Origin of the sequence: Streptomyces rhizosphaerihabitans, assembly GCF_025399795.1 — a bacterium.
GTDB lineage: Bacteria > Actinomycetota > Actinomycetes > Streptomycetales > Streptomycetaceae > Streptomyces > Streptomyces rhizosphaerihabitans.
Map to the genome: position 1 here is coordinate 77,456 of NZ_JAODTZ010000045.1, position 12,249 is coordinate 89,704.

Below are 12,249 nucleotides of genomic sequence, written 5' to 3' on the forward strand. Positions count from 1 at the left end.
CTCCGGCCTCCCGTCCGACTGATCAACACCGGCCCCGGTGACGCCCGTTCGAGTGAGAATGGGCGGCCCGGGGCCGCGTGCTGTCCGGCCTCCCGGCCCCGACTCCCTAGCGTGCGAAGTGACCGATCGGCCCTGCCTTCGTTCCCCCGTCCGGGGGACCGAGCGACCTCGAAGAGGCCGCCGGGCACGGCACATCAGATCTGAACGAGGTGTACGCGATGGTGGCCCCGCCTGACAACGACGTGCTCTGGGCACGCGCCCTGCACGTCAAGCACAACGGCTCGCCCGCGCTCAGCGGTGTCTCGCTCGGCGTCCGTGAGGGCGAGATCCTCGCCGTCGGCGGGCCGCGCGGCAGCGGCAAGACGACCCTCCTGCAGTGCCTGTCCGGCCAGCTGGTGCCGCAGCAGGGCGAGGTCTGGTTCAACAGCTCGCCCGTGCACACCATGGGTCCGCTCACCCGCGAGCGGCTGCGCCGGGGCCGGTTCGGCTGGATCGACCCGTTCCCGATGCTGGTCCCCGAGCTGAACGCCTGGGAGAACACCGCCCTCCCGCTGATGCTGCGCGGCTGGCCCCGCCGGGCCGCCAAGACCGCCGCCCTGGAGTGGCTGGAGCGCCTGGACATCGGCGGCTGCGCCCGCAAACGCCCCCACGCCCTGCTCCAGGCCGAACGGCAGCGCGTCGCCTTCGCCCGCGCCATCGCCCCCACCCCCACCGTGCTGTTCGCCGACGAGCCGACGGCCCCGCTGCACCGCGCCGACCGCGCCCAGGTGCTGCGCACCCTCACCACGGCGGCCCGCTCGCACGGCATCACGGTCGTCCTCGCCACCCACGACCCGGACACCGCGGCGCTCGCCGACCGAACGGTGTCGCTGCTCGACGGACGGCGCGTGAACACCGTCCACCTGCCCCCGGTCTCCGAGACGGAAGGCCGGGCCGCGTGCTCGCTCTCCGTCTAGCCCGCGGGGGCCACCCCCTCGTCCAGCTCCGCCGGCTCCTGGTCGCCGCCGCCTCCGCGGGCACCGGGTTCCTGCTGCTGTGCACGCTGGGTTACGCGATGAGCCACCCGGACGCCTCGGCCGCCGGCGCGCTGCGCCTGGCCTGGTGCGTCGCCCCCCTCGCCGCCACGGTCTACTTCGCCGTCGCGGTGGCCCGCACCGACCCCGCCACCCGCCCCCGGTCCGGCCTGTCCGCCATCGGCCTCGGTCCGGGCCGACTGATGGCGATCTCCGCCGTCACCACAGCCCTGTCCACGATCCTCGGCTCCCTGCTCGCCCTGCTGCTCTTCCTCCACCTGCGCGGCGACCTGACCGGCATCCCGTTCGGCGGCGCGGCGGCGGACTTCCTCGCCTCCGGCCAGTCCCTGCCCCTGCCCGCGGCCCTGACGCTGCTCACCCTGGTGCCGATCGCGGCCTCCGGCGCGGCCGCCGTGGTCCTGCGCCCACGGCGCGGCGGTCCGCAGCGCACCGCGTGGTCGTACGGCCGCACCTGGATCTCGGCACGGCAGAACGCGGTCGCGAGCGCTCCGCAGCGCGGGACCCCGAGCGGCGGACGCCCCACGGGCGGCGGTCGCGGCACGCCCGCGGCCTCCACCGCGACCCGCATGACCGCCGCCTCCGCCACGGCCGGCCCGGCCGACGGATTCACGGTCACCGGCACGGGGGACGGATTCCGGGACGTGTCGGCGGACACCCACGGCGCCGCCCTGCCGCAGCCCGACCCGCGGGCCACGGGAGCGGACGGCCCCGACGGCTCCGACTTCCACTGGACCGCCGAGGCGTACGCCGGTGGGGAGACCGCCCAGCGGGTGGGCGCGCAGGACCGTTCGGGCGCCGTCGCCCACAGGCACCCCGGGACGCCCGCCTCGTACGACGGCGCGGACGGGTCGTACGACGGTGCGGAGGTGCCGTACGAGAGCGCTGAGGTGTCTCAGGCGCGCCCGGACCGGCATCGGGCCGCCGAGGCCGGCTCCCGTCGGCTGCCGCCCCCGGAGACCTCCCCGAACGGGCTCCCCTGGGGCGCGGCCGTACTGGCGGCGGGGCTGGCCGTGGAGACGCACGCGAGCCGTTCGGGACCCGCGCCCGCACTCGCGCTGCCCGGCGGTTTCGTCGGCGGTCCGGCCGGGGTGCTGCTCGGCTGGGTGCTGACGGCGGTCGGTCTGGCCCTCGCCGGGCCGGCGATCACCTATCTGTGCGGGCGGCTGCTCCAGGCCGTACGTCCGGGCGCGCTGCGACTGCTGGCCGGGCGGGTGCTCCAGGCGGAGGCGCGGCGCATCGGGCAGCCGCTGGGCGTGGTGTGCGCGGTGGCGTCGGGCGGGTTCGCCATGACGACGCTGTACACCGGTGCCCGGCCCGCGTTCGGTCCGCTGACCACCCTCGGGGCCCTGCTGGTCGCCGGGTGCACGCTGCTGACGCTGGCGACCGCCGCCGTCGAGGCGAAGCAGGCCCGTGCGGACACGACGGCGGCCCTGCTGCGGCTGGGGGCGCCCGGTTCGTTGCTGCGCGGCGCGGCGGCGCTGCGCGCCGGGGCGCTGTTCGCCGTGTTCGCCCCGCTGACCTGGGCGGTCGCCGAACTGGCAGCGCTTCCGCTGATCAGCTGATCCGCCCGCGGACCGCTCCGCGCGATCCCCGGGGAAAAGGTCCGCGCCGGGCGATGATTTCCGGCCCGGCCCGCGGTCTGTCCCTGCGAACGGCACAACACTGACGGGAGACCCTCGCATGTACCAGCAGATGATCTTCGTGAACCTGCCAGTGTCCGACGTGGACACCTCGAAGAAGTTCTTCACGGAGCTCGGCTACACGATCAACCCGCAGTTCTCCACCGACGACTGCGCCTGTGTGGTGATCAGCGACACGATCATCGCGATGCTGCTGAGCAAGCAGCGCTACGCGGACTTCACCAAGAAGCAGATCGCGGACGCGACCAGGACCAGCGAGGTGCTGCTGTGTCTGAGCGCCGAGAGCCGCGAGAAGGTCGACGAGCTGGTCGACGCCGCCATCGCCGCGGGCGGCTCGGGGACCGGCGAGGCGCAGGACCAGGGCTTCATGTACGGCCGCGCCTTCGACGACCCGGACGGCCACACCTGGGAGGTCATGTGGATGGACCCGGCGGCGGTCCAGGGCTGAGCCCCACCGGTCCGGTTCACGTTCCGGGGCCGGCGCGCGGTACAGGGGTCCGCGCGCCGGCCCCGCGACGTCCCCCCGAGGGCCCGGCCGCGGCCTCGACGCCCGCTGCGTCACCTGGCGGAGCATCACCCGCGCACCGACCGCACCCGGGTGACCCGGCAACAGGGCGAGCCACTGGGCGAGGCGCCCCGAAACCGGGCGCAGGACGCCGGTGCCGGGCGCAGCAGACCGGACACGAATCGCCGCGCCGGACGGCGGACCCGGACCCGCAGGACGCCATGCGGACGCCCCGGACCCGGGGCGCGTTGGTCACCCTGCGGACGCCCCGCACCTCCGTCGTGGGCCGCCGGACGGACACCGGCCCCCGGCGCAAGACCTGTCCGGAAGCGTGCACTTCACCGCCGGCTCGCGGCACCGGACCCGGGCGGAGGTCGCCGGACGGACGCTGCGGACCCGGCGCGAGTCTCCGGACGGGCGCCGCGCACCCGGGCACGAGTCGCCGGGCGGACGTCCGGGCGCGAGCCGCGGTGCCGGACGCCGGACCCGGGCGCCGGCCCGTACGCAGGGCGCCGTCCGAAACGCTCCGGAACCGGGCGCAGGGACGCCGTGCGGACGCCGCGGACCCGGCGCGAGTCGACTTCGGGGCGCCTCGCACCCGGGTGGGGGTCGCCCTGCGAACGCCCCGGACCCGGGCGCGGGTCGTGGTGCCGGATGGGCCGTACCCGGGGGTGCCGCGAAGGGCAGCCCCTAGCATGGCCGCGTGCAGCCGACACCCCTTCACGCATCCCATGACCGTGAGATCGAATCCCTCGCCGAGTTCGACGAAGTCGTCTCGGGGGGCGGCTCCCTCGCCCGGTTCCGTGTTCAGGCCATCGATCTGACGGACCGTACGCGGGATCTGCTCTCCGTGGACACCACGGGTGCCGTCTTCCTCGGCTGCCCGATGGAGCCGGTGGCGGCCGAGCGGGTCCGGGCCTCGGGCGCGCTCGTCTTCCCGCCCGTCCCGGGCCTCCCCCTCGACCCCTACCGGGGTCATCTCTACTCCCCCGACGAGCTCTTCGCCTCGCTCGACGCGGGCTACGAGGCGACGCCCGACGCCCGCGCGTACGCCTGGTTCCAGCAGGCCAAGGCCGACGGCGACATATTCGCGTCGATGGTGCGCGCGATCCACGACGACTCCGTCTCGGACGCGCTCGACGAACTCCTCGTCGGCGTACGGGTGGTCGGTGTGATGGGCGGCCACGCGATGGCGCGCGGCACGCAGGCGTACGCGGGGGCCGCGCGGCTCGGCCGTACGCTCGCACGCTCCGGTCTCATGGTCGCCACCGGCGGCGGCCCCGGCGCCATGGAGGCGGCGAACCTCGGCGCGTACGCGGCTCCGTTCGACGACGGCATGCTCGACGAGGCGCTGAACATCCTGGCCGCCGTCCCGTCGTTCACCCCCTCCGTCACCGACTGGGCGCGCTCGGCGTTCGAGGTGCGGGGGCGCTGGCCCTCGGGCGGTCCCTCGGTCGGCATCCCCACCTGGTTCTACGGCCATGAGCCGCCGAACGCCTTCGCCGCGCACACGGCCAAGTACTTTGCCAACGCGACCCGCGAGGACGGGCTGCTGGCCCGCTCGAACGCGGGTGTCGTCTTCCTGCCGGGTGCCGCCGGGACCGTACAGGAGATCTTCGACAACGCGACGCCCAACTACTACGAGTCGAGGGGCGAACCCACCCCCATGGTCCTCGTGGACCGCGCGCACTGGACCGAGAAATACCCCGCCTGGGCACTGCTCAAGTCGCTGGCCTGCGAACGGGCGATGGAGTCGCGCATCGCGCTCGTCGACCGGATCGATGACGCTCCGGAGGCACTCAAACACTTCGGAGGTTAACAACTCGGCAAAGCCGACGGCGAGACAGGGCATACGCATTGACAGCCCTTAGGCTGCGCTTATAAACCTGTGAAACTCCTGGGGGTGCTGTTGCTGGAATGATTCGCAGCAAATCCCCCGACACCCCCCGCAGTTGCGCAACCTGTGAAGGGCAATCGTGTCCATATCTCGACGCACCGCACGAACCGTGCGAATCCTCGGCGTTGCCTCCGCCTCTGCCGCGCTCGCGCTCGGCGTCGCCGGCAACGCACTCGCTTGCAACATCAAGGACTTCTCGGCCGCCGCCACCTGCGACGGCAACGGGAAGGGCATCATCACCGTGACCGACATCGACGCCTCCGCCAAGGAAGCCACCGTCACGGTCTTCCTCGAGCGCAACGGCGCCGACGACCACCAGGTCGGGTCCGCCCAGAAGGTCACCGGCAGCAAGGACGGTGCCACCGTCTCCTTCGCGGAGGACTGGGCGCCCAAGGCCGAGTACCGGATCCACGTCAGCGTCCCGAACATCGTGGACAAGGACATCTCTCCGAACCTGGTGACGAAGGACGAGGCCTGCGCGACGAAGTCGGAGTCGCCGTCCCCGTCGGCGAGCCCGGCGCCGTCGGAGTCCGCCTCGGACACTCCCTCGGACTCGGCGACCCCGTCGGACTCCGAGAGCAGCGCCGCTCCGGCCACCCCGGGCGACAACCAGCCGTCCGCGGCCGCCGGTGAGTCCAACCTGGCCGAGACCGGTGCGAACTCCAACACCCCGATGATCGCCGGCATCGCCGGTGCGTTCGTCATCGTCGGTGGCGGAGCGGTCTTCTTCGGCATGCGCCGCCGCGGCGCCTCGAAGGCCTGACCCGCATCCTGAACGACCGTGTGGCCCGCCTCCGTCGAGGAGGCGGGCCACACGGCTGTCCGGGTGCCTCGGTCAACCGGCGTGATCCTCGGGGCCCCTGGCGGACCGCGCCCCGAGGACGACGATCTCGTCGGCGTCGAACTCCACGCCGACCACGTCCCCGGGCTCCGGTGCGTCCCGCAGCGCGCACGCCGCCTCCAGCCCGGGAGCACCCTCCGGCTGAAGCTGTACAGCGACGTGCGTGCCCCGGAAGGTGCGTGCGGCGACCGTGCAGCGCAACCCGTCCGCCGGGGCCACGAGCCGTACACCGGCGGGCCGTACGAGGAGCGTGCCGGGCCCCTGGGCGGCGCCCTCCGGCACCGGGACCTTGCCCCACGGGGTGTCGGCGGCCGCCGCGCTCACCGTCGCCTCGACCACGTTGTCGAAGCCGAGGAAACGGGCCACGAAGGCGTCCGCGGGATGCTGCCAGACCTCAAGGGGCGTACCGGACTGGGCGATCCGCCCGTCGCGCATCACCACGACCCGGTCCGCGAGCGCGAAGGCCTCTCCCTGGTCGTGAGTGACGGCGAGCACCGTCGTACCCAACTCGCCGAAGAGGCCACGGAGTTCGACGACCAGCCGTTCGCGCAGCGAGCGGTCCAGCTGGCCGAGCGGTTCGTCGAGCATCAGCAGCCGGGGGCGCGGCGCGAGGGCGCGGGCCAGCGCCACGCGCTGCTGCTCACCGCCGGACAGGGAGGCGACGGCGCGGCCCCGGGCTCCCGGCAGACCGACGAGCTCCAGCAACTCCCCCACCCGGGCCGCCTGTCCGCTCCTCGACGTGCCGCGCATCCGCAGCCCGAAGGCCACGTTGCCGCCCACGTCCCGCTGCGGGAAGAGCTGATGGTCCTGGAACATCAGGCCGACGCCCCGCTTGTGCGCGGGAACGGCCGCCTGGTCCTGCCCGTCCAGCACGACACGGCCCGCGTCCAGCGGCTGCAGTCCGGCCACCGTCCGCAGGAGCGTGGACTTGCCGCTGCCGCTCGGCCCGAGCACGCACACGATCTCGTGCTCGGCGACATCGAGGTCGACGGCGTCGAGCACGGCCCGCCCGCCGAAGCGTACGGTCGCGCCCTGCAGGCTCAGCAGCATCTAGAACTCCCCGGTCCGGTCGGTCCGTACCCGCTCCAGCAGCAAGAGCGCCACCGCGCACACCACCATCAGAATCGTCGAAAGGGCCATGGCCTGGCCGTAGTTGAGATCGCCCGCGCGCCCGAGCAGCCGGGCCACGGCGACCGGCAGCGTCGGGTTGTCGGGCCGTGCGATGAAGACGGTCGCCCCGAACTCCCCGAGGGAGACGGCGAAGGCGAACCCGGCCGCGATCAGCAGCGCCCGCCGCACCATCGGCAGATCGACCTCGCGCCACACCCGCCACGGCGACGCCCCGAGCACGGCCGCGGCCTCCCGCAGCCGCCCGTCCACCGCCCGCAGCACGGGCAGCATCGTCCGTACGACGAAGGGGACACCCACCAGCGCCTGCGCCAGCGGCACCAGGATCCAGCTGGCTCGCAGATCCAGCGGCGGCTCGTCCAGGGCGATCAGGAACCCGAAACCCACGGTCACCGCGGAAACGCCCAGCGGCAGCATCAGCAGCGCGTCGAAGCCCCGCATGAGACGACCGGCGCGCCGGGTGAGGGCCGCGGCGGCCAGACCGCCGATGAGCACGGCGATGGCGGTGGCGGCGAACGCGTACTCCAGCGAGTTGCCGATCGCCTCGATCGGGGCGACGAGGAAGACCCCTCCGTCGTCGTCGGCCAGCGCCCGGTAGTAGCCGAATCCCGGTGCGCCGAGGGACCGCTGGACGAGGACCGCGAGCGGCAGCACGAGGAGCACCGCGATGCTCGCCAGCACGCCCGCGAGAAGCGTCCACTGCCCGGCACCGCGCGGCCGGCGCGCGGTCGTCTCCGGGGCCACCAGACGCAGGGCGGTCTCCCGTCGGCGGACGGTCGCCGCGTGCACGGCGAGGATCGCGCCCACCGCCACGAACTGGACGATCGTGAGCACCGCCGCCGTCGCGAGGTCGAAGATCTCGGAGGTCTGCCGGTAGATCTCCACTTCGAGGGTCGAGAAGGTGGGGCCGCCGAGGATCTGCACCACACCGAACGAGGTGAAGGTGAAGAGGAAGACCATGAGCGCGGCGGCGGCCACGGCGGGCCCGAGCGCCGGCAGCGTCACCCTGCGCCACGCAGCCAAGCGCGAGGCGCCGAGCATGCGCGCGGCCTCCTCCTGGCCCGGGTCGAGCTGCGACCAGAGCCCGCCGACGGTCCGTACGACGACCGCGTAGTTGAAGAAGACATGCGCGAGCAGGATCGCCCACACCGTGGTGTCCAGGCGTACGCCCCACAGCTCGTCGAGCAGCCCGCCCCGGCCGACCAGCGCGAGGAACGCCGTGCCGACGACCACGGTCGGCAGCACGAAGGGCACCGTGACCACGGCCCGGAGCATCTGCTTGCCTCTGAAGTCGAAGCGTGCGAAGACATACGCGCCGGGGAGCGCGACCAGCAGTGTGAGCGCCGTCGAGGCGAGCGCCTGCCAGGTGGTGAACCACAGCACGTGCCGGATGTCCGGCCGGGTCGCCACGTCCCAGATCCGGGCCGGCTGCCAGCCGCCGTCCCCGTGGAGCCCGCGCGAGACGATCGCGGCGACGGGGTAGGCGAAGAAGACCGCGAAGAAGGCGACGGGCAGGACCATCAGCCCGAGCCGCGCGGCGCTCTGCCCGCGCGAGTCCCGCGAGGTCCCGTCGACCGCGCCCGCTCCGCCGGCCCCTCCGGCCCCGTCGGCTCCGTCGGCTACTTCAGTACGAGCGAGGTCCACGACTTGACCCACTGGTCTCGGTCGGCGGCGATCTTCGCGGGCGCCAGGGTCTCGGGATCCTTGGCCTGCGGACCGAACTGCGCGAACTCCTTGGGCACCTGCGCGCCCTCACGGACCGGGTAGACGAACATGTTGAGCGGCATGTCCTCCTGGAACTCCTTGGTGAGCAGGAAGTCCAGGAACGCCTTGCCGCCCTCGGCGTTCTTGGCGTGGCTGAGCAGACCCGCGTACTCGACCTGCCGGAAGCAGGTGCCGGCCGCGACCCCGGTCGGGGCGGTGGCGGGCTTCGGCTTCGCGTAGATGACCTCGGCGGGCGGCGAGGAGGCGTACGAGACGACGAGCGGCCGGTCGGCCTTGGCCTTCTTGCCGCCGGCGGACCCCGAGAACTCGTCGTTGTACGCCTGCTCCCAGCCGTCCACGACCTTCACGCCGTTGGCCTTGAGCTTCTTCCAGTAGCTCTCCCAGCCCTTGTCACCGTAGTGCGCGGCGGACCCGAGCAGGAAGCCGAGGCCGGGCGAGGACGTGGCGGCGTTCTCGGTGACGAGGAGATTCTTGTACGCGGGCTTGATCAGGTCGTCGAAGGACTGCGGCGGCGCCAGCTTGTGCTCGCTGAAGTAGGCCTTGTCGTAGTTGACGCAGATGTCGCCCGTGTCGATCGGCGTGACCCGGTGCTTGTCCTGGTCGGTCCGGTACTCGGGCAGGACCAGGTCCGCGCCCTTGGCGGCGTACGGCTGGAACAGTCCGTTGTCGAGGGCGCGCGAGAGCAGGGTGTTGTCGACGCCGAAGAAGACGTCGCCCTGCGGGTTGTCCTTGGTCAGGATGGCCTTGTTGACGGCCTGCCCGGCGTCGCCGTCCATGAGGACGCGGACCTTGTAGCCGGACTGCTTCTCGAAGTCCTTGAGCACGCTCTTCGACACGAGCCACGAGTCGTGGCTGACGAGCGTGATCGTCTTCTGATCGCCCGAGCCGTCGGCGTCGGACGAGCCGCACGCGGACAGCGCGGGCAGCGCGACGAGGCCGAGCCCGACGGCGATGACCGCGAACCGCCTGCTGCTGGTGGTGGTGCTCACTGATTCCTCCTGGGTGACCAGGAAGAGACGCGGCCCCGCCCGGGACCTCTGGCGGTTCCCGGGCAGGGCGCAACAGCTTGAGTAACGACCGAACTTCCTACCCAGAATGACCTGGGCGAGGTTCAGAGGGTCTGCGGTCTGTCCCGCACTCTCAGCGCTGTGGCGCTCCCCTGTCGGAATATGAAGATGTACTGACCCGGTTCAGACTACCGCTCGGTCGCGGCGAGCTGACCACACGCTCCGTCGATCTCCTGGCCACGGGTGTCCCGGACGGTCACCGGCACGCCATGGGCCGCGATGGCCTCGACGAACGCCTTCTCGTCCTCGGGCCGCGAGGCGGTCCACTTCGAACCCGGGGTCGGGTTCAGCGGGATGAGGTTGACGTGCACGGGCTTGCCCTTGAGCATCCGTCCGAGCCGGTCACCACGCCACGCCTGGTCGTTGATGTCCCGGATCAGGGCGTACTCGATGGACAGGCGCCGCCCGGACTTGGCCGCGTACTCCCATCCGGCGTCGAGCACCTCGCGCACTTTCCACCGCGTGTTCACGGGGACGAGGGTGTCGCGCAGCTCGTCGTCCGGGGCGTGCAGGGAGATCGCGAGGCGGCACTTGAAGCCCTCGTCGGAGAACCGGTTGATGGCGGGGACCAGCCCGACCGTCGACACGGTGATACCGCGCTGCGAGAGCCCGAGCCCGTCCGGCTCGGGGTCGGTGAGGGCCCGGATCGCCCCGACCACCCGCTTGTAGTTGGCGAGCGGCTCACCCATCCCCATGAAGACGATGTTGCTCAGCCGCGCCGGACCCCCGGGGATCTCGCCGTCCCGGAGCGCCCGCATACCGTCGACGATCTGGTGGACGATCTCGCCGGTCGACAGGTTCCGGTCGAGGCCCGCCTGTCCGGTGGCGCAGAACGGGCAGTTCATCCCGCAGCCCGCCTGCGAGCTGATGCACATGGTCACCCGGTCCGGGTAGCGCATCAGCACGGACTCGACGAGCGTGCCGTCGAAGAGCCGCCACAGGGTCTTGCGGGTGGTGTCCTGGTCGGTCGACAGATGCCGTACGACCGTCATCAGCTCGGGAAGCAGCGCCTCCTGGAGCTTGCCGCGCGAGGCGGCCGGGATGTCCGTCCACTCGGCGGGGTCGTGCGCGTACCGGGCGAAGTAGTGCTGTGAGAGCTGCTTGGCACGAAACGGCTTCTCGCCGATCGCGGCAACCGCCTCTTTGCGCTCGGCGGGCGTGAGATCGGCAAGGTGCCGCGGCGGCTTCTTGGCTCCGCGCGGCGCGACAAAGGTGAGTTCTCCGGGCTTCGGCATAACCCTTCCAGTGTCGCAGATCAACACCACCGGCCCAGGCCACAGCGAGGTGGGAGCGGTCACCCGCGGGTGACGCCTGTCAGCTTGATCGACCTCGCACGGCCCAGGGACGGCCCAGGAGGCCGCCCGCTAGTCCCCGACGTGGCCCAAGATCGCGTACTTGAAGGAGACGTGCCGTGAGCCGCCTCAGAGGCGTTCGGGCGAACGTCGCAGACGCTGCGTCAATCTGGAGTACGTCGCGGTCATCACCACGGCCGTGATCAGGCAGCCCGCTGTGGCGACAGCAAGGATGACGATCGTGGGATTGATCCACACGGGAACGAGGTCGTACGACGCGTTGCACTTGTTGTGCAACGGGAACAGTCGGGACGGCTCCTGCCAGTTCTCGTCCCGGTAAGCCGGATCGTACGTCTGCCCTTCCAGCAGCTCACAGGTTTCTCTCACATCCAGGCCACCGGAGAAGGCTCCCAAGAACCAGGTGGCGAAGAGCCCGAAGCACGGCACCAGCGAGAGCAGAAGCCAGAGGAGCGGCTTGCGCCGTTCCCCGCCTCTGCGGAGGTCATTGCTCATTCTGCGGATCAGCCGACCGGCCCTCGGTCAGACGCGCCATGCATGCCGACGCGGCCGCGGGATCCCAGGTCTCCAGCACGACGTGCGCAAGACCCCACGGATGCGCCATCACCACGAAGCCGCCGGCCGACGCAGCGACGGCTGGAAACGACTCGCTGCGATAGTCGCGGAAGTCGCCCGTCGTCGACACATGCAGCTCGTTCATGCTCGTCCACGGAAACAAGGCCCGCAGAACCGGCTCGTCCACCGCCGACCGCAGCAACCGCCACATCGTCGGGCCGGCCCAGTCACCGGCCTTGTGCGGCGGCTGCCAGGCGTGGAGAGCCGCCCGCCATTCCCGATCGCGCTCTCCGGCCACGCCATCGATCGCCATGGCCCGACCATCGAGGCCGGCTCCACACCCTGTCAACGCCGGCCCCTTGAAGAGTCACCCGCCGGCGGTGGTCGGACTGCCGTGGATCAGGCCGGACGGCCCGCTCACCGAGCGGCACCTGAGTTGCACCGACACAGCCAACGGAATCGCCTGGCGAAGCAACTGCAATGTCCAGAAGTGGAGCCCGCCCTTGTGGCTGTCGGCCTCATTGCCACCGGGCCGGCCCTGGCCCGC

Annotated in this window: 12 protein-coding genes; 5 read left to right on the forward strand and 7 right to left on the reverse strand. The window is 72.0% G+C overall.

The genetic code is table 11. The features are described 5' to 3' along the window. The first annotated feature begins 218 nt into the window (after positions 1–218). The 5 genes from N4G66_RS33675 (at position 219) to N4G66_RS33695 (ending at position 5,839) form a co-directional block, all read left to right on the forward strand. Positions 219–956, forward strand: coding sequence for an ABC transporter ATP-binding protein (locus N4G66_RS33675; RefSeq protein ID WP_261708073.1), 738 nt, complete (start codon positions 219–221; stop codon positions 954–956). Beyond that, the gene (locus tag N4G66_RS33680; protein ID WP_261708074.1) at positions 938–2,596 is read left to right on the forward strand and encodes a hypothetical protein; all 1,659 of its coding nucleotides are present in this window, start codon (positions 938–940) and stop codon (positions 2,594–2,596) included. The genes N4G66_RS33675 and N4G66_RS33680 overlap by 19 nt, the downstream gene beginning before the upstream one ends. Before the next feature lie 118 nt (positions 2,597–2,714). Further along, positions 2,715–3,122 (forward strand): VOC family protein, encoded by a 408-nt coding sequence (locus tag N4G66_RS33685; protein ID WP_261708075.1) that lies wholly within the window; start codon positions 2,715–2,717, stop codon positions 3,120–3,122. 760 nt (positions 3,123–3,882) lie between these two features. Continuing rightward, the gene (locus N4G66_RS33690; protein ID WP_261708076.1) at positions 3,883–4,998 is read left to right on the forward strand and encodes an LOG family protein; all 1,116 of its coding nucleotides are present in this window, start codon (positions 3,883–3,885) and stop codon (positions 4,996–4,998) included. A 187-nt stretch (positions 4,999–5,185) separates the two neighbouring features. Next, positions 5,186–5,839 (forward strand): LAETG motif-containing sortase-dependent surface protein, encoded by a 654-nt coding sequence (locus N4G66_RS33695; protein ID WP_261708077.1) that lies wholly within the window; start codon positions 5,186–5,188, stop codon positions 5,837–5,839. A gap of 72 nt (positions 5,840–5,911) precedes the next feature. On the opposite strand, the gene N4G66_RS33700 is transcribed toward N4G66_RS33695, so the two are convergent. The 7 genes from N4G66_RS33700 to N4G66_RS33730 form a co-directional block, all read right to left on the reverse strand. Continuing rightward, the gene (locus tag N4G66_RS33700) at positions 5,912–6,967 is read right to left on the reverse strand and encodes an ABC transporter ATP-binding protein (protein WP_261708078.1); all 1,056 of its coding nucleotides are present in this window, start codon (positions 6,965–6,967) and stop codon (positions 5,912–5,914) included. Next, complete coding sequence (locus tag N4G66_RS33705) at positions 6,968–8,566, reverse strand: ABC transporter permease (protein WP_261708088.1); 1,599 nt, start codon at positions 8,564–8,566, stop codon at positions 6,968–6,970. 98 nt (positions 8,567–8,664) lie between these two features. Then, complete coding sequence (locus N4G66_RS33710; protein WP_261708079.1) at positions 8,665–9,759, reverse strand: thiamine ABC transporter substrate-binding protein; 1,095 nt, start codon at positions 9,757–9,759, stop codon at positions 8,665–8,667. A 206-nt stretch (positions 9,760–9,965) separates the two neighbouring features. Continuing rightward, positions 9,966–11,072, reverse strand: a complete 1,107-nt coding sequence (gene rlmN, locus N4G66_RS33715; protein ID WP_261708080.1) for a 23S rRNA (adenine(2503)-C(2))-methyltransferase RlmN — start codon at positions 11,070–11,072, stop codon at positions 9,966–9,968. A 186-nt stretch (positions 11,073–11,258) separates the two neighbouring features. Further along, complete coding sequence (locus N4G66_RS33720; RefSeq protein WP_261708081.1) at positions 11,259–11,642, reverse strand: hypothetical protein; 384 nt, start codon at positions 11,640–11,642, stop codon at positions 11,259–11,261. Next, on the reverse strand, positions 11,632–12,015 hold the full coding sequence (locus N4G66_RS33725; protein ID WP_261708082.1) for a DUF6193 family natural product biosynthesis protein: 384 nt from the start codon (positions 12,013–12,015) through the stop codon (positions 11,632–11,634). The genes N4G66_RS33720 and N4G66_RS33725 overlap by 11 nt, the downstream gene beginning before the upstream one ends. Before the next feature lie 54 nt (positions 12,016–12,069). Continuing rightward, positions 12,070–12,249 (reverse strand): hypothetical protein (locus N4G66_RS33730; protein WP_261708083.1); only part of this gene is annotated, 180 nt, incomplete at its 5' end.